The organism is [Mycoplasma] phocae, assembly GCF_003332325.1.
Classification (GTDB): domain Bacteria; phylum Bacillota_I; class Bacilli_A; order Mycoplasmatales; family Metamycoplasmataceae; genus Metamycoplasma; species Metamycoplasma phocae.
Genome location: NZ_CP029295.1, coordinates 754,083 through 778,607, shown reverse-complemented (window position 1 = coordinate 778,607; position 24,525 = coordinate 754,083). Strand labels below are relative to the sequence as shown.

General features: G+C 26.9%; 20 protein-coding genes. 3 read left to right on the top strand and 17 right to left on the bottom strand.

Features of this window, described 5'->3' with window-relative positions:
* Window positions 1–74 precede the first annotated feature (74 nt).
* A complete protein-coding gene (locus tag DA803_RS03140; RefSeq protein ID WP_114191155.1) occupies window positions 75–2,237 on the bottom strand; it encodes a helix-hairpin-helix domain-containing protein in 2,163 nt (720 codons plus the stop codon).
* 117 nt (window positions 2,238–2,354) lie between these two features.
* Window positions 2,355–3,311 carry a prolyl aminopeptidase gene (gene pip, locus DA803_RS06730; protein WP_114191154.1) on the bottom strand — a complete coding sequence of 319 codons (957 nt, stop codon included), beginning with the start codon at window positions 3,309–3,311 and terminating at the stop codon, window positions 2,355–2,357.
* Between the two features lie 516 nt (window positions 3,312–3,827).
* On the opposite strand from pip, the gene DA803_RS06725 reads away from it, so the two are divergent.
* Window positions 3,828–5,312: a hypothetical protein gene (locus tag DA803_RS06725; protein WP_114191153.1), complete on the top strand. Its 1,485-nt coding sequence runs from the start codon at window positions 3,828–3,830 to the stop codon at window positions 5,310–5,312.
* 410 nt (window positions 5,313–5,722) lie between these two features.
* Here DA803_RS06725 and DA803_RS06720 read toward each other — a convergent pair whose 3' ends face one another.
* The 5 genes from DA803_RS06720 to DA803_RS03105 form a co-directional block, all read right to left on the bottom strand.
* A complete protein-coding gene (locus DA803_RS06720; RefSeq protein WP_114191152.1) occupies window positions 5,723–7,300 on the bottom strand; it encodes a variable surface lipoprotein in 1,578 nt (525 codons plus the stop codon).
* Window positions 7,301–7,433: 133 nt separating this feature from the next.
* Window positions 7,434–8,312, bottom strand: a complete 879-nt coding sequence (tsf, locus tag DA803_RS03120) for a translation elongation factor Ts (RefSeq protein ID WP_114191151.1) — start codon at window positions 8,310–8,312, stop codon at window positions 7,434–7,436.
* Window positions 8,313–8,321: 9 nt separating this feature from the next.
* On the bottom strand, window positions 8,322–9,254 hold the full coding sequence (gene rpsB / locus DA803_RS03115) for a 30S ribosomal protein S2 (protein ID WP_277869733.1): 933 nt from the start codon (window positions 9,252–9,254) through the stop codon (window positions 8,322–8,324).
* 245 nt (window positions 9,255–9,499) lie between these two features.
* A complete protein-coding gene (dnaK, locus tag DA803_RS03110) occupies window positions 9,500–11,275 on the bottom strand; it encodes a molecular chaperone DnaK (protein WP_114191150.1) in 1,776 nt (591 codons plus the stop codon).
* Between the two features lie 808 nt (window positions 11,276–12,083).
* Entirely contained in the window at window positions 12,084–12,329 is a 246-nt protein-coding gene (locus DA803_RS03105) for a TM2 domain-containing protein (RefSeq protein WP_277869732.1), read from the bottom strand.
* An 899-nt stretch (window positions 12,330–13,228) separates the two neighbouring features.
* Between DA803_RS03105 and DA803_RS06715 the strand changes: the two genes are divergently transcribed.
* The gene (locus DA803_RS06715; RefSeq protein WP_114191149.1) at window positions 13,229–13,741 is read left to right on the top strand and encodes a hypothetical protein; all 513 of its coding nucleotides are present in this window, start codon (window positions 13,229–13,231) and stop codon (window positions 13,739–13,741) included.
* Window positions 13,742–13,783: 42 nt separating this feature from the next.
* On the opposite strand, the gene DA803_RS03095 is transcribed toward DA803_RS06715, so the two are convergent.
* The 8 genes from DA803_RS03095 to rsmD all read right to left on the bottom strand — a co-directional run bounded on the left by DA803_RS03095 (window position 13,784) and on the right by rsmD (window position 19,375).
* Complete coding sequence (locus tag DA803_RS03095) at window positions 13,784–14,191, bottom strand: hypothetical protein (RefSeq protein WP_114191148.1); 408 nt, start codon at window positions 14,189–14,191, stop codon at window positions 13,784–13,786.
* Window positions 14,192–14,396: 205 nt separating this feature from the next.
* Window positions 14,397–14,867: a hypothetical protein gene (locus DA803_RS03090; protein WP_114191147.1), complete on the bottom strand. Its 471-nt coding sequence runs from the start codon at window positions 14,865–14,867 to the stop codon at window positions 14,397–14,399.
* 24 nt (window positions 14,868–14,891) lie between these two features.
* Window positions 14,892–15,542 carry a ribulose-phosphate 3-epimerase gene (locus tag DA803_RS03085; RefSeq protein ID WP_114191146.1) on the bottom strand — a complete coding sequence of 217 codons (651 nt, stop codon included), beginning with the start codon at window positions 15,540–15,542 and terminating at the stop codon, window positions 14,892–14,894.
* A gap of 13 nt (window positions 15,543–15,555) precedes the next feature.
* Window positions 15,556–16,410 carry a ribosome small subunit-dependent GTPase A gene (gene rsgA / locus DA803_RS03080; RefSeq protein ID WP_114191145.1) on the bottom strand — a complete coding sequence of 285 codons (855 nt, stop codon included), beginning with the start codon at window positions 16,408–16,410 and terminating at the stop codon, window positions 15,556–15,558.
* The gene (locus DA803_RS03075; protein ID WP_114191211.1) at window positions 16,411–17,415 is read right to left on the bottom strand and encodes a serine/threonine-protein kinase; all 1,005 of its coding nucleotides are present in this window, start codon (window positions 17,413–17,415) and stop codon (window positions 16,411–16,413) included.
* Window positions 17,396–18,166: a PP2C family protein-serine/threonine phosphatase gene (locus tag DA803_RS06710; RefSeq protein WP_114191144.1), complete on the bottom strand. Its 771-nt coding sequence runs from the start codon at window positions 18,164–18,166 to the stop codon at window positions 17,396–17,398. Before DA803_RS06710 ends, DA803_RS03075 begins: the two co-directional genes overlap by 20 nt.
* A 7-nt stretch (window positions 18,167–18,173) precedes the next feature.
* Window positions 18,174–18,800, bottom strand: coding sequence for a guanylate kinase (gene gmk / locus DA803_RS03065; RefSeq protein WP_114191143.1), 627 nt, complete (start codon window positions 18,798–18,800; stop codon window positions 18,174–18,176).
* Window positions 18,801–18,820: 20 nt separating this feature from the next.
* Window positions 18,821–19,375 (bottom strand): 16S rRNA (guanine(966)-N(2))-methyltransferase RsmD, encoded by a 555-nt coding sequence (gene rsmD / locus DA803_RS03060; protein ID WP_114191142.1) that lies wholly within the window; start codon window positions 19,373–19,375, stop codon window positions 18,821–18,823.
* Window positions 19,376–19,544: 169 nt separating this feature from the next.
* Between rsmD and DA803_RS06705 the strand changes: the two genes are divergently transcribed.
* Window positions 19,545–21,659, top strand: coding sequence for an MYPU_1760 family metalloprotease (locus DA803_RS06705; protein ID WP_114191141.1), 2,115 nt, complete (start codon window positions 19,545–19,547; stop codon window positions 21,657–21,659).
* Between the two features lie 132 nt (window positions 21,660–21,791).
* On the opposite strand, the gene DA803_RS06700 is transcribed toward DA803_RS06705, so the two are convergent.
* Together DA803_RS06700 and uvrB are read right to left on the bottom strand one after the other, a co-directional pair.
* Complete coding sequence (locus DA803_RS06700) at window positions 21,792–22,457, bottom strand: hypothetical protein (RefSeq protein ID WP_114191140.1); 666 nt, start codon at window positions 22,455–22,457, stop codon at window positions 21,792–21,794.
* A 54-nt stretch (window positions 22,458–22,511) separates the two neighbouring features.
* A complete protein-coding gene (gene uvrB, locus DA803_RS03045) occupies window positions 22,512–24,482 on the bottom strand; it encodes an excinuclease ABC subunit UvrB (protein ID WP_114191139.1) in 1,971 nt (656 codons plus the stop codon).
* Between the last annotated feature and the right edge of the window lie 43 nt (window positions 24,483–24,525).

Here is a 24,525-nt window from a genome sequence, read left to right as displayed (position 1 = left end):
TATATTTATTATAAATTAATTTTAACAGTTCCGGAAATAAAAGCTAAAATTTGTAATTTATTTCCTATTTTTAACTATTCTCAAAGAATTTTACCCTGAATTCGATTTCTTTCTTTGTCGATATCAATAATTTTAATTAATAAATTATCGCCAACACTAACTACATCTAATGGATGCTCTATACGTTGCCCTTCATATTGTTTCATGTTAGTGATGTGAATTAACACATTTTCCTTTAAACCAATAAAAGCAAAAACTCCAAAATCGGTAACATTTTGAATTTGACCGATTATTTGCTGTCCAACCTGAATATCATTTATTGTTAATACTTTATCAGAAACTAAGAAACCGTTTTTATCGCCCCGAATATCTTTTTCTGGTGCAATTAGCGAATCAATAATTAAATCTACATCATATTTATTCATATTTAGTGATTTAACAATTTCGTCACGATCAGCATTTTCCAGTGCTTTTTTATCAATATTTTGTAAATCAATTTTTAAATAATCAACAATTTTATCAGCTAATTCATAACTCTCTGGGTGAATATTAGTCTTATCATAAAATTTTTTAGAATCATGAATTCTTAAAAAACCAACTGATTGCTCATACGCTTTTGGTCCAAGACCCTTAACTTCTTTAAGTTGATTTCTTGAACTGAAATTGCCCTTTTCATTTCGATATTCAATAATATTTTCTGCAATTGAATTTGAAAGTCCAGAAATATATGACAAAATGTGTTTTGTTGCAGTATTTAAATCCACACCAACTAGGTTAACAACTTTATTAATTTTATAATCAAGTTCTTGACCTAAACGTTTTTGGTCAACATCATGTTGGTATTGTCCCACACCTAATGATTTGGGATCAATTTTAATTAATTCATTTAGTGGATCTTGGAATCTTCTTCCAATATTAATTGCAGAACGATATTCAACACTTAAATCGCCAAATTCTTCTTGCGCAAGTTTAGAAGCTGAATAAACTGACGCTCCAACTTCACTAACGATGGCAAATTTAATATTTTCATTTGCATATTGATCATTTTTCTTTCGGTGATTTAATAATTTGCCTATAAACTCTTCAGTTTCCCGGCTAGCAGTTCCATTACCAATTACAATCAAATCAACTTTATATTTTGAAATAAAGTCATTAACGGTTTTTACAGCGTTAAATCATTCTTCTTTATTATGACTGTGAGGATAAATAATACCTTTTTCCAAAAAATTTCCATTTTCATCAAGCATTGCTAGTTTACAACCATTACTAAAAGCTGGGTCAATTGCAAGAATTCTTTTATCCTTAGTTGCTGGTCATAGTAGCATTTTCTCTAAATTTGAAGCAAAAACTTTGATTGCTTCATCTTCAGCTCTGTCAAATAAGTCGTTTTTAATTTCTCGGATAATTGAAGGTATTAATAAACGATTTAAAGCATCAAGAATACACTCTTGAACCAATTTTGCTGTTCTCTTATTTTTAAAAAACATGCGATTTAAATGAAAAATAACGATTTTTTCATTATAAACAATATCATAAGAAATTATTTTTTTCTCTTCGCCCCGTGAAATCGCTAAAATTCTGTGGTTAGGAATTCTAGAAACTTTTTCATGATAATCGTAATATTGCTCAAAAACCTTTTTTTCATCTTCGGCATTTTTTTTCAATTTGGTTGTAATAGTTCCATAATTGTATAATTGTGATTTAATAAATTCTCTTGTCCTAATATCCTGTGAGACAATTTGCGCAATAATAAATTTTGTTTGTGCTAAAACTTCTTCTTCGGTTTTTAGTTTATCGTTAAAATATTTACGAGCTTCATGATACATATTAAACTTATCATCTTCATTTTCCATAATCATTCTAGCCAATGGCTCTAAACCCATAGCAATAGCATCAGATGCTTTAGTTTTTTTGCCAATTTTAAATGGTTCATAAATATTTTCAACTTCTTGTTTTGTTTCTGCATTTGCTATTTTATTTTTAAGTTCATCAGTTAATAATTGCTTCTCTTGCAAAATAGTTAAAACATATTCTTTTCTTTTTTCTAATTCTACGTCATAGATATAGAAATCACTAATTTTAGCCACCATATCCTCATCTAATCCACCAGTTATATTTTTCCGGTAACGAGAAATAAATGGGATTGTCGCTCCGTCTTGTAGTAGATTTAAGGTATTTGCTACTTGTCCCTCTGTTAATTTTAATTTTTTTGCCACATTTTGAATTGAAGTTGCCATGTGTCTCCTTATTGTTTGTTTTATTTATTATATATAAACATAGTAATAATATTTTAATAAAGTTATAAACTAAAAAATAAAGCAAAAAAAGTTGCATCACGAGTAATTTAATGCAAACTAATTTTTATTAAAATATAATTTAAGATCTTCACAAGCATCTACAAGTGCCTCAGCAATTTTTGGTTCTTTACTTGAATGTCCTGATTCATCAATAATTCTAAGTTCAGAATTTGACATAACTTTATGTAGAAGATAAGCGCCCACTGGACGGCAATCCATATCATAACGACCATGAACAATAATTGTTTTGATATTCTTAATTTTATCTACATTATTTAAAATATAATTTCGATCTTCTAAAAATACATGATTATAGAAATAATGATTTTCCAATTTTGCTAGTTCTAAGTTAGCTTTTTTATCAGCTAAAATTTCTTCAATCATCGGTAATTTATTTAATGTAATTAAACCTAATTCTCATTTCGCCCAATGATAAGCGGCTTTTTCAGCAATTTCAGTATTCTCTGAATTTAAAAGTTCATGATAGGCCGAAATAATATTTGATCTTTTTGATTTCGAACAAATTGAAATAAATTCTTCATAATCCTCCGGAAAGAAATATGATGCCCCTTCTTGATATAATCATCTGTCATCTTCTTCTCGAGCTAAGAATACACCTCTCAAAATCATAGCGGCAACTCGTTTAGGATAATTAATTGCATAAATTAATCCTAATGCCGAACCCCATGAACCGCCAAATAAAATAAATTTATCAATATTCAACTTTTCTCTTAGTCTCTCAATATCATCAACTAAGTGCGCTGTTGTATTTTTTTGAATGCAAGCACTTGGGGTACTTTTGCCGCAACCCCTTTGGTCAAATAAAATAACACGATAAATTTTTGGATCAAAATATTGTCGATTAGATTCAGAAATTCCACCGCCCGGTCCACCATGAATAAAAAGAATTGGAAGACCATTAGGATTACCCACTTCTTCATAGTAAATATCATGAATTTCATCAACTTTTAAATACCCACGATTATAGGGTTCAATCAAATCATATAATTTCATAATTTTCCTTTCACTTTATATTTATAAGGATACTATTTATTCTTCTAAATAACACAATAAATTGAATGAAATTATTGAAAAGCCATTAAAATCTATCACTTATTAAAGTTTAGTATCTAATTCAATTTTAATAAATTTCAAACCATTAGCAACATAATATTTTTAAAGACAAATTAAAAATTTTAAAAAAGTAACTAAAAATAGTATATTTTTAAAATTAATTGCTTATTAAGTGTTAAAATGATAACTAATAAGGATATGAACATGCATAAAATTTATAATTTAAAATCAAATAGCATATTTAAAATTAGCAATCAAAACCCATGATAATCTAATTAAATTAGAGAAAATAACAACCCTTAAATTGATTGCCACTTTAAATATGCTATATTAAAAATATCCTAGTGATAAACTTAAATTTCTCAAAATTAATTAACAAAAAAATAAAAATATATCTTATGTTTTATAAACAAGCTACAATGCTTATTTTAATAACAAGAATGGACAAAATAAAATATGTATACACAAATTGAAACCACTATAGAAGTAATCGACCAAATGATTGAAAAATTCAACAACATGTATGACAAAAATGTACAAATTATCTTAAAAGGAAGTTATGTTTTTGCAAAAGAAGGTCTAATTAGTAGACTGCCCAATGATCTTAATTTTTGCTTTACAGAAACAAAAAATGAAAGTAAAAAACAATTTCTAAACTTTATTCGCCAACAGGAAAGTGTAAAAAATTTAAAAGAAGACGGCAATATTTTAGCTTTTGAGATTAATGATATAAAAATTAAATTAGTTACACTTGAAAGAATTTCAGAACAATTTACCAAAAAAAGCACTTATCAAAATATATTACTTTTAGGCACTGAATTTGCAGCAGTTCAAAGAATATTAATGATGCAATATGTATTAAGTGATTGATATCAACATGACCGAACAGAGAAAGTTAAAGACATAAAACTTGACCTAATTGAAATATCAGATGCCGACCCTAAAATTTGAGAGAAAATTAATAGTAAAGCAGCTAAAGATTTTCTTCTATCAGGCGCTTACAATAGTTTTTTCATTTATCGTCATTATAATTATGATTCATACCTTGAATATACATTTGATCTTGAAAAAATTGAAGAAAATCTTTTCGGTAATACTGAAACTAGAAATATTGTTTTAGGAAAAGCATTTATTTATCTAAAAACCATTAATAAAATAAGAGGGTTAAGATTAATATATAAAATTTCAGACGCAATTTTAAAATCAAATCATATTATTGATATGAAAATTAAGGAGTTCAGTAGTCTAGATAGAACTTTTAATTATGAAGATGATGTAATTGATGAAGCGTCTCCACGTTATCACAAAATTCAGTTAATTAAAGAAGATACTGGATTCTTAAAATATAAAAACAAAAGCGATAATCTTTTTGTATGTGATATTAAAAGAGATAACCAACTTTCAAAAAATAATAACAAAATAATGTGAAACAATTTTAATCAAGATTACCTAAAATTATCATTTGGTAATTTAAAATCAAAATCAACAAGCAAAATTAAGAAATTTGGTATTGAAAAATATTACGACCCAATGGTAGCAATGCTAATGACTTTTGCTGATAAATATTTAGAAAATAGCAAAATGAATGTATTTTACTTATTTGACAATGAAAACTCTTTTGATGATATAGCAGAAAACTATCAACTTGTATTCACACCTAAAATTGATGAACATAATAGTTGAGATAAAGAAAACATTGTTATCAAAATGCCGAAGAATATCGAAGATAAAGATAAACAAGCTACTATAAGTAAATTTAAGGCTCTTGTAAGGAAATTTAGACTACCAGTTAAATTTGTTTATTTAAATGATGTTGAAGAAAAGGACATAAATAAAATTGATTTAATTGTTCCAGTTCAAAGAAAAGATTTCTCAGTTCTAACAAGAAACTTATACTATCTACTATTTCTAATTGAAATCATCAATGAAAAAGGAATTTAAAAAATAAATCATTTGTTTGAATTAAACAGATGATTTTTATTTATCAAATTTTATTTTATAAAAATTTATAAAAGCACTATTAGCTAATATGATCACTTCATCTTCTCATTGTCGACAAAATTAAATTTATGCTAAATTGCAAAATTATTTCTACTATTAGTAAAAATTACTAATTTTTTCTTTAAACTTAAAAAAACTAATATTATTTTTTTTCATATGTTTCGTTTAAATTCTAATTTTATATTCTCTTGCTATTACATCTATTTTCTATAAATTGTTGAGATCTTAATTGGCAATGCTGTTTTCTATTTTTAGTATTTATAATTTTTATACTATTTTTTAATTTTCATATTAAAAATTAATAAAAAATCTAGCTCATACTAATAAGCTAGAATTTTTAAAATTAAATATTAATTAACTTCCTTATCACGCAATTCCTTGTAAAAATCAAAACCTGGCACTTGTACTTTTTGCTTTGTTGTCTTATTTGTGGTTTTATCAGTAATTTCAAATGTAAATGTAACAATATGATCTGGATAAATATTTCCACGTTTTACAATGAATTTTGGATTAATTTTCATATCATATTTAGATACTAAATTTTCAATAATTCTTGCGGGCTGGCCTTCTTCAGGATCTATTCCTTCATTCAATTTAACTATAAGATTATCTATTTGTTCTTTAGCTGATATTCTTTTAAATCCTTCTGATTCTAAATAATTTTTTAGTGAAGAATATCCAACTCTGTAATATGTTCCACTAAACTCTTCAGTTCCATATCCCAATTCTTCAAATTCTAAGTATCCAATAGCTTTAATTATATCTAATCCTTTAATTTCAAAATTAATTTCAACTTTTTTAGTTTTATCAAATTTATCAATTTTATTAACAACTAAGTTAAGCGATTTGCTATCAAGAATTGGTTGTTTTTTATCTTGATCTTTTTGTTCATCTTCATCTTCAATTTTTTGATAAGGGACAATTGATTTTTCTTTATTGATTTCGTAATCATAATATTTAAAACTATCACTTTCAGTAAAGTTAAAATATTCTTGAAGAACTGCTAATTGTTCATTTCATGTATTTAAATTTTTTAATTTTGCTAGTAAATCAATAGAAGTAATTCTTTTTGACTTTTCATTAACTTTTAAACCAAAAACATCACTTTTATTTTTAGCATCAAAACCGTAAACAAAGAAGATTATTTCTTTTCATTGACTTTCGTTTTTAGCTTTATATGAAACTTTCATGTGGACATTTGTTAAACCATGGTCATGAATATATTCTGGATGTAATTTAAGATCATAAGCATTTGAATCGTAATCTCCAGATATAGTAATATATTTTTTTAGATATGCAAGTTGTTCTTTGACTGGTTTTGAAGTTAATTCTTTAAGTCCAGCAACTAACATCGGTCCAGTTATTTCCTCGCCTGAGCTAGTTACTGTTTCTGAAAATATCATGCCGGCAATATTATGTGTTGCCGCGTTTGAAAGATCTTTTTGAAAATCGATTAAATCAAATTCTGACGAAAGAGAAATATTAGTATTCCCTGTAAGTGGAGTAACCTTAAATATCAAATGTAGTACTCCTGAAGTAGCTTTTGTTTTTTTAAGATCTAATTCATATTTAAATTTGGTGGTATCAATATTATCAAAATTTACATATGCATAAGGTTCAAGGATTCTAGAAATTTCATTTAAATTATCGGCCTTTGATTTAATTTTTTCTAAAACTGAATTACTTGTAACATTCGCTTTTTCATTAATTAATTTTTCTGAATACATAATTCCAAAGTTATTTTTAACACTTTCAAGTAAACTTTTTGGAACATTTTTGTATCGATTTTCTCCATCAGTTTTAGGATCTGTTTTTTCTTTCATTTCTTCTGCTGTGTTTTTATTGCCACATGATGCAGCTACTAATGGAAGGACAATTGGAGTAGCAATTGCCGCTAATGATATTCATATTTTTGTATTTTTTTTCATTGTTAAGGCCTTTCATTTATTTTATTTTTAACATAAATAATTATATATAAGTTTAATAAAAAATGTCAAAATTATATAAATAGTTAAAATGGAATTAAAAAAAATCCCTATTTTAAGGGATTATTTGAAATTTTTAGTGTTTCATTTGTTCTGCTACTTCAGCAGCAAAGTCAACAACGTTTTTTTCGATTCCTTCTCCTACTTCAAATCTCTTTGAATAAATTAGTTCTAATTTACTATCTTCTAGAAATTGAGCAACAGTTTTAGATTCATCCATAACAAAAGGTTGGAATAATAAAACTCCTTTTTCATTCATTTCTTTTCTTAACATTCCAGCTTTCATTGAATTTTGAATTTTTTCTGGTTTGTTTAAAAGTTTTGGATCACTATCAATTTTTTTGTAAATCATTGTCAATTCGCCTTTTGGTAGACAAGATTCAAAAATGTGAGCTGGGTTAAGAGCAGCAACGTGCATTGCTAATTGTCTTAAAGCTTCTTGGTTAGATCCTTTAGCGATTAAAATTGAAGCAACTTTATTATTAGCGTGGGTATATCCAGCAACAACTTCGCCTTCTTTAGCTTCAAATCTTGTTGCTCTTCTAAAAGCAACTTTTTCACCAATTTTTGCTGTTAATTCATTGCAGTGTTCTTCAATGGTTAATCCTTCCATTTTTAGATTTTTTAGATCCTCAGCACTTTCAAATTTTTGGTCAACTAAAGCTTTTGATATTTTGTCAGACAATTCCATAAACATGTTATTTTTAGCAACAAAATCAGTTTCACAATTAAGTTCAAACATAATAGCTACATTATCTTTAACATATTCTTTTACAATACCATCAGCAGCAATTCTACCTGCTTTTTTGGCAGCTTTTAAAATTCCTTTTTCTTTTAGTCAATCAATTGCTTGTTCAACATCATTATTAGTTGCTTCTAAAGCATTTTTACAGTCTAGGAATCCTGAGTTAGTTCTTTCCCTTAATTCCTTAATTTTTTTTAAATCTACAGACATTCGTTCTCCTTATTCTTTATTTTTTGATTCTTCTTCTCTTGGAGAATTTTCATTATTTTCTCTATTGTAGTATGTTCTTCTCTTTGGAAAGGTATTTGGATCTCTTTCTGGTTTTGGATCTTCTGGTAAAATGATTTGTTCATTTGGTTTGTAAGCATATAATTGTTCATTTCCACGAGCAGCGGCAATAGCATCTGCTAAAATGGTCATAATTAATGTTACAGATTTAACTGAATCATCATTTGCTGGAATAGCGAAATCAACTAAATCAGGATTTGAATTGGTATCTTGAATTGAAAAGATTTTCAAACCTTTTTTTCTTGCTTCTTTAATAGCAATATCATCATCCATTGGTGATGCACAAATCATTACTTGTGGGGTTGTTCCACGGTTTGCTAATTTTCTAATACCACCTAGGTTTTTTTGTAATTTAGCAATTTTCTTGTCCATTAAAAGACCTTCTTTTTTAGTATATCCAGCGTATCCGCCTTTTTGAAGTTCTTCTAATCTTTCTAATTCTTTAACGCTTTTAAAGATAGTTGTTGAATTAGTTAATGTACCACCTAATCAACGTTCTGATACATAAACAGAATTTGTTCTTTCAGCAGCAGCTTCAATAGCTTTTTTAGCTTGTTTTTTGGTACCAACTCAAATAAATGAAGTAGGTTTTTGAGCCATTTTATTTAAAAGTTTGTAAGCATATTCCAATGCTTTTTGAGTTTTGGCAATGTCAATAATGTGAATTCCCATTCTTTTGCCTCAAATGCTTTGTTTCATTTTTGGGTTTCATTGACTAACTCTATGACCAAAATATGTTTCGGCTTCTAGTAATTTTTCTCTCGAAACAATGGTAGGTTCTGATGAATTATGCATAGTTGCATTTTTTTGGTTTTTTTCAACTTGTTTATTTTCTTGTTGTTTCATGTCTTTTTGTTCTTGCATGTATATTCCTTAATTTTAATTTGTTACACTTCCTATTATTTCTAACAAATGCATTAATAAATTAACACGAGCATTTGAATTCATAATAGTGTTTAATTGATTAAATTTTAATTTAATAAGTACGATCAAAGTACATAGTAATTGTATCATAAACATAACTTTTTTTAAATTCATAAATAAATTATCTATAAATAAAAATAATCGTGCGGGATTCACGATTATTATATTATTAATATTTTTAAAGATTAGTTTTTATTTAAATCTTCAGGTTTTTTGTCTTCTGGTTTTCTGTTTAGCATTTCTTTTGCTCTAACCATGTTTTGTTGGAAATCTCTAACTCTTTTTTCTAGTGTATCGAAATCTTTTTCTTCAATTAGATTTTTAACTCTTTCAATTTCGTCTTCTAGTTCTTTCTTTTGTTCTTCTGTTAAGTTTTTAGCTTGTTCTGATTCTAAGATTTTTGTTAAATCGTTAATTAATTGTTCACCTTTAACAGTTACTTCAACTTCGTGACGTTTTTTCTTGTCAGCTTCACGACTTGCTTCAGCTTCTGCTACCATTTTTTCAACTTCTTCAGGAGTTAATGATGAAGTGTTTTCGATAGTAATGGTTTGTTCTTTATTGGTTTTAGTATCTTTTGCAGTTACTTTTGTAATACCGTTAACGTCGATTGAGAAGCTAACTTCGATTCTAGGAATACCACGTGGTGCTGGTTGAATTCCTTCTAGGTTGAATTGACCTAAAATTTTGTTATCAGCAGCTAATTCTCTTTCACCTTGTGTAACAATAATTGTAACAGCTTCTTGGTTATCAGTTGTTGTTGAGAAGATTTGACTCTTAGTTACAGGGATTGTGGTGTTTCTTGGTATTAAAGGAGCAACAATATTTCCTTCAACAACAATTCCAAGTGTTAATGGAGTTACATCTAATAGTAGAATATCTTTAACTTCTCCAGCTAAAACTCCACCTTGAATTGCAGCCCCAACACTAACTACTTCATCAGGGTTAATTGTTGAGTTTAATCTCTTGTTTGTAACTTCGATTACCATTTGTTTAACAGCTGGCATTCTGGTTGATCCACCAACCATTAGAATTTCATCAATGTCACTTCATTTTAATTGAGCAGCTTCTAAAGCATCTAATAATGGTTTTTTGGTTCTTTCTAGAAGATCTTCGGTCATTTTTTCAAATTCTGATCTTTTTAGTTCTAATTCAGCGTTAATAGGTCCATTAGCATTCATAGCTAGGAATGGTAATGAAATATTAGCAATTGGTGATTCAGATAGAGTAATTTTTGCTCTTTCTGCTTCTTCTTTTAATCTTGCCATTGCAATTTTGTCATTTTTAGCATTGTAGTTGTATTTAGCCATGATTTCAGAAACCATTCATTCAACAACTTTGTTATCTCAGTCGTCCCCACCTAAATGGTTATCTCCTGAAATTGCTAGAACTTCAAATGTTCCATGTTCCATTTCTAGAATAGAAACGTCAAATGTTCCACCACCTAAGTCAAATACTAAGATTTTTTTCTTTTCTTCTTTTGATTTGTCAAGTCCGAATGCTAAAGCAGCAGCGGTTGGTTCGTTAATAATTCTAATAACGTCAAGTCCAGCGATAATACCTGCGTTTTTAGTTGCTTCACGTTGTGCGTTATCGAAGTAAGCTGGAACGGTAATAACAGCTTTTTTAACACCGTGTCCAATTTTCTTTTCTGCATATTCTTTTAGATATGCAAGAATCATTGCACTAATTTCTTCTGGTTTGTAATCTTTGTTATCAGCGTGAACTGTTTTTGATGTTCCCATTAATCTTTTAATAGAAGCAATTGCATCTGGATTAGTTTCTAATTGTCTTTTTGCAACTTCTCCCACGATTGTTTCACCATTTTTGAAAGCTACAACTGAAGGGGTTGTTCTTTTTCCATTTGGATTTTCTAAAACTTTGGTTTTACCATTTTCAATGATTGAAACAACAGAGTTAGTTGTACCTAAGTCAATACCTAGGATTATTTCTTTTGCCATATTTAATCTCCTTTTTTTAATACATAAATGTTCATTTTTTTCCAAACATTCAAATATATTTTAGCACTTAATTTTAAAGAGTGCTAAAAAAAATTATTTTTTTTCTAAAATGGCATTTTTAATGATTATTTAAACATTTTTTGTTGGAAAATCGAACAGAAGTAATAACCGATAAAGTAATTTTTATGCCGAAATTTGCGAAAAAAAGCGGAAATTGGCAAAAATAAGCGTGCTATTAAAATCTTTTAAAACATTTATTAATTGAAATTATATAGAAAAATAATTATTTTATATTTTTTAAAATTAAATTTATGCATATTTTATGCTTATTTTTTCAAGAAAATAAAATATTTTGCCTAAAAAAATTTGGATTTTTTTAACGGTGATTAAAAGCAAAAATTCAAATTTATAAAAACATTAATAAGCAACTAATTAAAAAACTATACAGGAATTATTTTTCTAATAATTAAATCAAAGTGCCGATTTGAAAAAATTATTTAATTAACAACCATTAGTTTTGTATCTACCGAATTATTTTGGGAAAATATTAAAAGTAAACAAATCAATATTAATAATATGATATCAAATAGATAAGTTAATAACAAAATTTATGTTGTAAGAAAACATTATCACTTATTAAAAATCAATATTCTAATTATAAAAAAATTATGATAATAGACTAGAATCATTGTAAATGCAAATAAATATTTTAAAAATAATATATAAAGAGTCAGCTAAGAATTTTAGTTGGCTCTTTATATATTATTTTTAAAATTATCATTTATTAAAAATTTATTATTTATAAAATTTATTTTTTAATTGGTAATTTTTTCTCATCTTTTTGAACACCTGCGATTGCTAGGAAAAAGTCAATAATTGCTCAAATTCCGAAACCGCCACCGGTAAATAATTTCAATAGTCCTAGTCCTACTCTACCGCCGTAAAATCTATCAACTCCTAATGTTCCAAAGAAAAAAGATAATAATGATAGCACTGTTCTACTTTTTTCGCTTACTTGTGGTTCCATAGGTTTTTTCATTTCTTTATTTTCCATAAAATTCTCCTTTTTTAAAATGATTTTGTAAAAACTTTACTAAATTAATTTTATAGTATTTAAAGTTATATTTTTCGCTTTTTTAAAATTAGTAAAAAAATAAAGAACAAATATAAAAAGTAAATCACCCCAAATCATGTGATTTGATGGTGATTATTTATTAATTTACAAACTTTATGTGCACACAAATATACAAATACTCATATATCATATTACATTTTTATCAAATAATTTAAATAATGCAAAAAATTTTTATAAAAATAATTAAAAATGCTAATATTCTTAAATTTATATTTGATTTTTTAAATCATTATTAAAATTAATATCTTTTCAAAATGATGTCGTTTTATTTCTAATTTTAGAAGTAATTTAGAAACAACCATTCTAAAAACAATAACATAATAAATAGTATAAATGTCAACTTATTATTCGAAAATTTTATCCTAATAGCAATGAAAATCAAAATATTTTATATGCTAGCCAGCAAAATTTATAATTTATTATTAATGCTTTCTGCTTTAAATTATTAAGATAAATATCACAAAATAAATAAATGGATGAAATTATCATACCAAAAACGCAATTAGATTATATTTCCAATTTTGCACAAGAAAATAAATGCTAGCAATTAAATTTTAAAATACATTGCATAAAATTATTGCTTGTAAAATTTTGCATATTTGGTGATTTATTAACTACTTATCATCTCTTATTAAAAAATTAAGCAATTAATTTAAATAAATCTAAGAAAAATGCAGATCAAAAAATGCATTCGAGATAATAAATAAAAATAGATTCAAACCAAGATGCAAATGTAGCGGCATTATTTTTCTAGATAGTTAGCTAAATTTTTTGACTATAATTATAAATAAAATTTTGAATTTAAAAAGGTTAGTAAAATGAAAAAAAATAATAAACAAACAATTAAAAAAATTTTGCAGGTAATTATTTGAGCTAATAATCAAATAAAAATTATTAATGATAAAATCGATAAAAACTTTTATCTAAATACTAAACTAAGTAAAAAAGTTTTAACTCGAGCTAATACTCTAGATTTAAAATTTCAAAAAACATGTGCAACTATCCAAGGCTTGCTAGAAAAATTTGCTAAACTCTCGCATGAAATCAGATTACATATCAAAGATGATCTAAATTATCTAATAATTAAATTAGAATCGCAATTTGAAAAAAATATTCGCTTAATGAACATTAATTTTGTATCAGTTGAATTGCTTTGCGAAAATATTGAAAATGAAGAAACCAATACTAATGACAAAATATGAAATAAGTGAGTTGATAATAAAATTCATGTTGTTAGAAAACATTATCAATTACTAAAAATTAATATCGATAATTATAATAAACTTAAAGAAACCTATAATAAATTATTTATAAAACTAAAAAATATGTAAATAAAAAACACCCAAATTGTATTTGAATGTATTTTATATAATTTAGATTCTATTCATATTATTTGAGTTTGACATATTATTATTATATCTTTGTTGGTTATTTGGATAATCTTTTAATAGCATAACAGATCCTATTATTCCAAATATTCCCATTAAACCACTAAAGACAATTGATAAAATAAACATAATCCCGGCAGTGGATTTTTTTTCTTTAAATCCGATAGTAATGCCAATTATATTTAACACAAAAGCTATGAAGTTTAGGGTTAAAAATAGCAATAATGCTAGAATTTCTGCTATTATTTTCAATAAAAATGATGTTGATTCAGATTCTGTTCTCTCAGAATTGAATAATAAAACTATAGCAACTAATAAACCTAAGATAATAGGTGAAGCTATAATAGAGATTATATTAAATGCCAATATTGCTTTTTTGACAGGTTTGTTCATAAAATTCCTTTGTTTTTTTAATGTTGAAGATAAAAACATAAATGATTTTAACAAAATCAACATTTTAATTATAGAAAATATATTCACTTTTTTTGTGTTTTTAAAAAAAATAAAACTTAAAAAAAGTAAATTTTAAAAAATAAAAGTAATTTTTGTATATAAGTATTTGTTTAATTTACATTAAAAATAAAAAGCTTAAGCAAGCTTAAGCGTCTTTTCTAGAATCATTGTTATTATCAGTTGTATCATGTAATTCAGGAATATCGTCCATATTTTCTGAATATCCATTACTATTAGCTAATTTCTTATTTTCCTCTTTTATAAGGAGAATTGTAGCAATCAAGCCTAATATTCCAATGGCAATAAATAATGATAATCCAAACAATATAGCAATTTTGAGATTATTATGAACCTTATAAGCGCGAATCATCGCAAAAATATTTAGAATAAAGCAAACAGTTATTATCGGCGATAGAATATATATTGGAATTAAACTAGCAAATGGAGAAAAAGTTTTTGTACTATCTTGATTATTTAAATACGATAAAAAAGTAACAAAATAATTTATTAAAAGTGCTAATTGAATAATTTGAATGATAATGGCTAGAACATTAAAAACTAATAATGATCTTTTAAACCCATTATTCATTTTTGATTCTTGAGTATTTGAAAACATAATGTAATTATTATATCATTGAAACTAAGCAATTAATTTTTTAACAGTTTCCTCTGAAAAATTTTTCACTAAATAAGAACCGACAACAGCTAATGAAACACCAGATTCAAAACATGATTTGATGTTGATGTCTTTAACGCCCCCATCAATTTGAATGATAGTTTCATTTAAATTATTTTTGTGAATAAAATCAGTAATTTCTTTAACTTTATCAAGACTTGTTTCAATAAATTTTTGACCACCAAAACCAGGTTCAACACTCATTATTAGAATTAGGGCACATGATTTTATGTATGGCAAAATTTCTTTAACTTTAGTGTTAGGCTTGATAGCTAATCCTAGTTTGACATTATCTTTTTTGGCCGTGGCAATTAATTCATTAAGTTCATTGTTATTGAAAGCCTCATAATGAAAAGTTAGAATATCGCCAATTCCTTTATACATTTCATAGTATTTAAAAGGCTCTGATACCATTAAATGGATATCCATCACATGTTTAGCACACTGTTCATGAACTTTTTTAATTTCATCTAATTTTAGTGCGTGATTAGGAACAAAAATATTGTCCATAACATCATAGTGTACATTATGCACTCCCCATTTCACTAGGGTATTTATATAGTCAACTAAATTTTCTTTGGGAACATCTAAAACAGATGGACTAAGCTTTTTCATTTTTTCTCCTTAATTAATATGTTTTTTCTTTTTCTAATATTTTTTCTAGGAAACTTAGATAATTTGAGTATCGCTCTTTTTTTATAATACCTTCACTTACTAGCTTTTTAACTTGACAATCGTTTTCCGACTCACGATAGTGATGACAGCTTCGATATTTACATAACTTTGCAGCCTCTCTAAAAGCATAAAAAGCCTTAGGGATTTCATCGATTGTTAAATCGAACTCAATTGAAGAAAATCCTGGTGTGTCAATAATTTCACCACCGTTGTATTCAATTAAACTTACTTCTCTAGTAGTATGCTTTCCCCGGTTAAGAAATTTTGATATTGCTTGAGTTTCAAAATGTGTTTTAGCTAAATAATTAATCAAAGTAGTTTTACCAACACCAGTTTGACCAACAAAAAAACTAGTTTTATTTTCAAAAATTTCCTCAAGTCCGTCAAAACCAGTTTTAGTTTGATAATTAATTTCAAAAACCTCATACCCTTGGTCTTTATAGAATTCAATTTTAGAATCTGAAGTTAAATCTTTTTTTGTTAAAACAATAATAGGCTTAACGTTTTTGTTTTCCACAATAATTAAAAATTTATCAACTAAAGAATAACTAAATTCCGGTTCAACTAATGACATGACAACAATTGCCTGATCAACATTGGCAATTTTAGGTCTAATAAAGAAATTTTTTCGTTCTAAAATTTTATTAATAAAACTCCCAATTTCAAATACAACATAATCGCCAACAATCGGCTTAAAATCTAATAGTCGTAGTTTACCACTCCCTCTTACCCGATAGATTTGTTTACTTTCGAAATCCTTGACATCATAAAACCCAGCCACTGATTTAACAATTTTTCCTATTGGCATTTATATCACCTCTCCAGCTCATAATGATAAGAAAATAATTGTAATTAAAATAATTAGTCCACCAATGGTAAAAAATAGAATGGTAAAAGTTTTACTTTTGAAGAATTTACTAATACCTTTTTTTACTGAATTATTTGTAAGTTCCAAACGTCTTTCATTAGCACGTTTTGGATCTAAACAAGTCTCTAAATCTAAAAGTAATTGTTGACAATTTTCATAACGTTGTGAAATTTTTTTGGCAGTACATTTAATAATTATATTTTCTAGTGCTTGGGGAATTGTGATATTAACATTTTCTATTCTAGGAACTGGCGAATTAATTTGCATAAGCATAATATTTTGATGGTCTGTGGATGAAAATGGAACTTTGCCAACAAGCATTTCGTACAAAATTATTCCAAGTGCATAGATATCGCTATAAATTGATGGTCCTTGAGCTTGAGTTAGAATCTCCGGAGCAATGTATTGAACTGAACCAACTGTTTTATTAGCCGCTGTAACTCGAATAGTGTCTTCATCTAAGGAAATTCCAAAATCAATTAATTTAACATTGTTAGTACCATTTTCGATTAAAATATTGCTTGGCTTAAGGTCACGATGAATAACATTTTGTTTATGAATATCAATTAAACCCTGGCAAATTTCTTTTGCGTATAGTACGGCAATATCTGGTAAAAGTTTTTGATTTTTGCGAATAATATTTTTGAGTCCTTCACCATGAATTAGTTCCATTACATAATATGATTCTTTTTCTCCAATATGATACATAAGGATTTTTACTACATGACGACTAGATATTTTTCTAAGAACTTTACACTCATTAATAAAACGAAGTTTACTAGATTCGGTTTGATTAGCATCAAATCTTAAAGTTTTAACTGAATAGCGCTTATTATCCTTTTTATATACAGCCGAATAAACTTGACCAAATCCACCTTCGCCAATTAGTTCAAAATCTGTAAATTTGCTATTTAAATCTGGATAATTATCCAATTCTTTTTTCATCATCATTCAACTCCACTATCATTATTGTAATATTATCTTTTGATAAGTTTCTTTTAGCATATTCAATTAATAATTTAGTTTTTTCCTCTAATGTTTTTTTTACATCTTGAATAACTTGTTCAATGACTGGTTTATCCACATAATCATGTAGTCCATCTGAAGATAGGATTATATATTTGATATTAGAACTTGGCCTAATAATATAATTATCATATCTAATTATCGTACTCGGTCCAATACAACTCACAAGCTTATTAGCATCGGGATGTTTACTAGCCAAATCAGTGTCTAAAATTTTTTGAGAAATCATTTGATTATACAAATTTTGATCCTTGGTAATTTGATGAAGAAGACCATTATAAACATAAGTTCGAGAGTCTCCAATATTAAAAACATATACCATTCTGTTAGCGTTAAAAATTAGGCAAGTCGTTAATGTCGTGCCCATACTTTTAAATTCTGGATTTTGATTTGCAAATTTTATTAAATTCTCTTTGATAAAACTTAAGGCTGCATTAAATCAATCAATTATTTTATTTTTATCATCAAAGGCTGTATCAACCAAAAATGAATCATTAAAATATTTTTTTAATAAATTAATGGTTAAATCTGCGCATTTTGCGCCACCATAATGTCCACCCATACCATCGCATAACATGGCGAGCGTTCACTTTTCGTTTCAAGCAATATCGCCGCGATCTTGATTTTCACTTCTAACAATTCCAATATTTGAATTAATGCAATATCTCATAAACTGATTAAGCTTTTCTCCCCTCAGTTTGATTTTCTTTTTTGCCTTCAATAACTTTTTTGAATTCCTTTAAAATTATTTCGCGAATTTTAGCAGCTGCTTCTTCGACATCATCATTAATTACGACATGTTGAAATAAAGTTGAAAACGCAATTTCTTCTTGCGCCTTACTTAGTCGTTTAGCAATTAAATCTTCAGTTTCAGTATTTCTACCTTCAATTCTTTTTTCAAGCTCGGTAAATGAAGGAGGCATTAGAAAAATTGAGCATACCTCATTTTGTCTCCCCATTTTTTTATAATAATCTAAAATTTGTTTAGCACCATTAGTTTCAATTTCAAGAAACGGAATTTTACCTTGTTCACAAATTCGGTCAATTTCAGAATATAAAGTTCCATAATAATTATCAAAATGCATTGAATATTCAATTAAGCGATTATCAGTTAAACAAGCATTAAAAGTCTCTTTTGAAACAAAATAATAATGAATACCATCCACTTCACCTTCACGTGGTTGTCTTGTAGTCATCGAAACAGAAAGTTTTAATTTTAAATCTTTTTGATTAAATAAAATTTTTTCAACCGTACCCTTCCCTACGCCGCTGGGGCCAGTAAATATAATTAATTTTTTATCCATGTTTTCTCCTGTCATTAATATTATTTCAATTGTGTATAAGCGATGTAATAGACAAATATTTTACCATATTTTTTGCTCTTAATAATATTATACACCTTGTTGCTTGCCAAAAAATCACCAGAATCAGTTTCAACAATTACAAGTCCTTTATCATTTAAAATTCGCTTTTCAAAAATGCTATCTAAGCATCACAACAAAAGTTCTTTATCAGCAAATGGTGGATCTAAATAAACATAATCAAATTTATAATCTAGATTTTGTTCTAAAAATCGTTGGGCTGTAGTATTAAAAACTTTTAGATTATCTTCTCTTAATTTCTTTTGGTTTTCTAAAATAATTTTATAGGCATTATAATCACGTTCAACACAAACTGCTTTTTTAGCATTTCTAGAAAGAGCTTCTAAACAAAATGAACCACTTCCAGAAAAAAGATCTAAAAAAACTTTATTTTCAATATCAAATTGAATAGATGAAAAAATCGCCTCACGTACTCGGTCAATTGTAGGTCGAGTAGTATTTTTACTAGGCTGTTTAAGGATTTGTGAACGATATTTTCCAGCAATAATTCTCAACATATTGGATATTATTATATATTAATTTATAAAGGTAAATAAAATAAACAATATTTGTGAAAAAATAAATGTTTAAATCAATGATTATGGACTATTTCTTTAAATTTAGTTTTATGATTTTTAGATTTTGAATTAAAATATTATTTATTAATTTATTCAAAGGGGTATAGGCATGAATGAAGATGATAAAAAAAATGAACATAATGAAAATGAGAATTTAAATAACCCTAATGATAACTTAGAAAACCAAAATCAAGAAGAAAAACAAACTTCGAATGATCAAAATTCTATTCAAGAACAAAGTATTGATGATAGTTACAAAAATAAGAAAAAAAAGGGTGGTGGATTTTTTAAATTCTTACTATTTCTTTTTGGAATCGCGATTGTTGGTGGGCTTGGATATGTTGGATACCACTATTTTAAAGACAGTTTTGAAGATTTATCGAATCCGAAAATTACAATTATCGACTCAGATGGCAAAGATGCAAAAAGATTTAACACTAAACTTATTAATAGCAGTGAAAATGAAAGTCTTTTAGTTGCTAACAAGGAATATAAATTTGGAAATTTATCAGTAATTGAATACCCAGTTGCTAGAGATCAAGAAGGAAATCTTATTTATTTTTTAAACGAAGAAGGAATTCAAAGATTAAATGAACTTTTTAAAAAACGTGTAAATTTCGGACCAGAACTAAATTCCTTAAATACCATATATATCAATAAACAAATTCCATTTGCTAATGTAAGTAATGCCAACGGAGTTTATTTACCATCTGAATTTAGTATTTACTTATTTATTGATAGTATTGTTAAAAAAGATGGGACATTTACCAAATGACCAGTTGAACAAAAAGTTGAAATGCTTCTTTCGGTTTTAGCTCACGAATATACTCATCACATCGATAATGTGTATAACAAAAGTACTAAAAGATCAGATCCGAATGCTAATACTGATCTAGTTTATAAAATTGGCGATGAAAAAAGAAGAGAACTAGTTACTAATATTGAGGCCAATAATAATAAATTTTTAACTGAATTTAGAACAAATTTAGGTTACACTGAAAATCAAAATTTTGTAAGAAATCGAAGAGACTTCCACATTTCTAATGGAACTCCCATCTTTCGTGAATTTAGTTCATATGATTTGTTTAAATTTTCAAATCTAAATTATGATAGCAATCTTAAGGATAGAATAAGATTTAAAACACTTGGTAGAATAGAATCAAATTATTTCTTTAACAATAATGATAGCAATAGAGTATTTTTTGGTAAAAAAACAGATCCCGACAAAATTAGATATCTTTATTCATTTGAAGAATTAGTGCCAAGAGAACTTTTGAAACTTTCATATACAGCAAACCCTAAATTATATAAAAATAGTAATAGCTATTTAAATTATTTATATTTTTCAGGTTTTGGATCTAGGGGTTTTAATTCTGATGTTTACTTAACCGCCATTGGAGATGATATTCTAAAAACAATTGGTTTTGATGCAACAGGTGAAAATCAGAGTAATTTTAAAATTTTTTCTAATAACTGAGTTTTTGATCCGGAATTAAAAAAATACTACACTAAAGATGAAGAATATCCATACATTAATATTGCTGGAGAAAATTCACGTGCTAAGGGTTTATTTAAAGCCTATCTTGATTTAATGGGATACCGCCAAGCCATTAGTTATATTGGTAGTGATACAAGCAAATGAACTGAAGATCGAAAAGATTACAATAACATTAATTTTGGTGGTTATCTAAAAATTAATAAAAATTTTCTAAATAATTCAATTCCAAATCATAAATTTAGTTTTGTAATAAATTCAGCAAATAAAGATCCACTAAAAATTAAATTAAATCCGACTCAATACAATTTTATTGCTAAAAAATATTGAAATCAAACATACACTGAAGGTAAAATTAATAACTACACTGAAAAAACTATATATCCTGAAAATCAAAGTAATTATGAATATGTAGCTTATTATTCAGATTCAGTCGGTATAAATGAAATTAACAAATATATTGAAAAAGATGGCAAGCTAAATATTAAAATATGAATCGATCAAAATGATGATAATGAAATTGATGACAATGAAATTAGCGATATTTTAGATAAAAATAACGCTAATGACAACTACCAAATTTGAAAACAAAATGCTAGAACTATTACAAATTACCGTCAATACATGGCAATTTTTAATGAACGAAATGCTCTATCAAAAACTTATCAAATAGCAATCAAAAAAGATGAAGATAAAAATGAATTTTGATATGAATGAAAAAAATACTAATTGATAAATATTTATAATTACTCTCACAACCGACGTTGTGAGATTTTTATAATAAATTTATCTTTTCTACAAGAAAATATTTGTTGTCATATAAATTTGTCAAAAATAAAATTAAAATAAAAAGAGATGCCTCTATACTAGCATCTCATGCATTTCTCTTTCAATAAAAATTAAATCTAAGAATTTATCATCATATTTTAAACCATATTTTAGGCAATATTTTCTAGCCATTTCAACTCAATATTCAAGGCCTATTTCTAAATCACCAAATTCTTTTAAAATTCGACCATTAGGAGATGTAGTTTTAGCCATAACAATTAAATAATGTAAGAAGAAATGCTCTTCTGTGCTAACTAAGATTGCTAATGATGTTTCATATTCGGGCATTGTTGAAAAAAATGTGCCAGAAATTCTAATCTCATCAATGTGGTGTATTTGATAATTTCAAAGTCCATTTTTAGGATTTATAGAATTATTAACATAATTAGCAATTTCTAATTTATTATATGGCGCGACAATATGCCTAAAATTAGTTTCCTGACGCATTTTTCTAATCACTTCATAATAAATTTTTACATATTCATTAGTTGAAGAATTATTTTCAAGCCAGGAAGGATCATAAAGATTTTCTTTTTGTATTCTAGAAGGGATAAAATGCCTTTTTTTATTTGGATCAAATGCACGTTTAACATCTTTTTGCTCAATGTCTAAAGTTTTCTTTTTTACTAATACATAAATTACCGTAACTAATATACCTAACAAAAATAAAAATAAACTAGCCCCTATTGGTATTCCCATAATATAACTCTTTTCTATTTCTTACAATTAACAGCGTTTACTGTGATATTAAAATTATTTTTCAAGATCCACTCCGAGTTCAATTAAATAATCTCGGATTTTTATCGCTTCTTCAAATTTTTTATTTTTAGCTAAATCTTTCATTTTATAAATCATTGAATTGATAAATTTTTTATTATGAATCATTTTGGTGTAATCTTTCTCATTTAAAAGTTTATCAAAAATTTCGTCATCATGTTCGGATTTAGGGATTGCTTTAATGATAGTTTGCGGAATTATATTGTGCTTTTGATTATATTCATTTTGAATTTTACGTTTATGTTTATTATCTTCAATTGCAGCTTTCATACTATTAGTAATTTCATCTGCAAAGAAAATAACTTTTCCATTAACATTTCGCGCAGCTCTCCCAACAATTTGAATTAAACTTCGAGTATCTCGCATTAAACCAGCACTATCAGCGTTTAATATACAAACTAAACTAACTTCAGGCAAGTCAATTCCTTCACGCAATAGATTAATACCAATTACCACATCAAATTTACCAATTCTAAGTCCTCTAAGAATTTCATTTCTCTCAAAAATTTTAAAACGATCATGAATATAAGCACATTTAATTTTTTGTTCCTGAAAATAAAGTGATAATTCTTCGGCATTCTTTTTTGTGGTAGTTAAAATTAGAGTTTTTTCTTTTTTCTTAATTTGATTTTGAATTAAATCATAAAGTTCGATAATTTGATTTTTCTTTGGTTTAATTTCAATAATTGGATCAAGCAAACCAGTCGGACGAATGTATTGAGTAATAACTTCGCCTTCGGTTTTATCAAGTTCATATTCACCTGGTGTTGCTGACATATAAATTCTAGGATGCGAAAAGTTTTCATATTCAAAGAATTTTAATGGTCTATTGTCTAGTGCAGATGGCAATCTAAACCCATATTTAACTAATGTTTCTTTTCTTGAACGATCACCGTTATACATTCCATTTAATTGCGGAATCATCAAATGACTTTCGTCAATAAAAATAATAGCGTCGTCAGGTAAATAATCAAACAATGTATATGGACGTTGGCCGGCTTCCCTACCATCAACATATCGAGCATAGTTTTCCATTCCATTAACATAACCAAATTCCTTAATTGAATCAATGTCATTCAATGTACGATCTTTAATTCGTTGCGCTTCTAATAATTTATTTTCCTGTTTAAAATATTTAATTTGATCTTCTAGTTCTATTTTTATCGCTTCACAAATACTTTCAATATTGTTAGGATTAACTGTATAAGTTGTGGCTGGAAAAATTGTTAATGATTTCTGGGATTTTATTAAATTTTTTGTTAATGAATCAATTAATGAAATATTTTCAATCTCATCACCAAACATTTCAATACGAATATTATAATCAGAGCTGTAACCTGGGCATATTTCAATAACGTCGCCTTTAGTATAAAATTGACCGCGACTAAGCTCTCCTTGATTACGCTCATAGCCCATTTGAATTAATCTAATTAAGAGGTCTTTCCGACTAATTTTTAAATTATTTTCAATTGGCATAAAGTTTTTACGATATTCAGTCGGATTAAATTCACCATAAATCGAAGCAACTGAGGCCACGACAATTGTGTCATGACGAATACTTAAAGCATTAATAGCCGACATCCTCATTGCTTCTAATTCTTTATTATTCTTACTAGTTTTTTCAATATATAAATCAGATTTCGGCAAATAAGCTTCTGGTTTGTAGTAGTCAAAATAAGAAACAAAATATTCCACTCGATTTTCTGGAAATAGTTCTTTTAGCTCCGTGTACAATTGGCTTGCTAGGGTCTTATTATGACTAATAATTAATGCCGGTCGATTTACTCGATTAATAACATTCGCAATAGTAAAGGTCTTACCAGACCCGGTTACTCCTAATAGAATTTGATGCTTTTTTTGTTCTTCTAAACCAGCAACTAATTCAGCGATGGCCGCAATTTGGTCACCAGCAGGTTGATATTTTGATATCAGTTTTAGATTGTTCATATTGATAATTTTAATTGAATATATCCATTTAAGATATAAGATT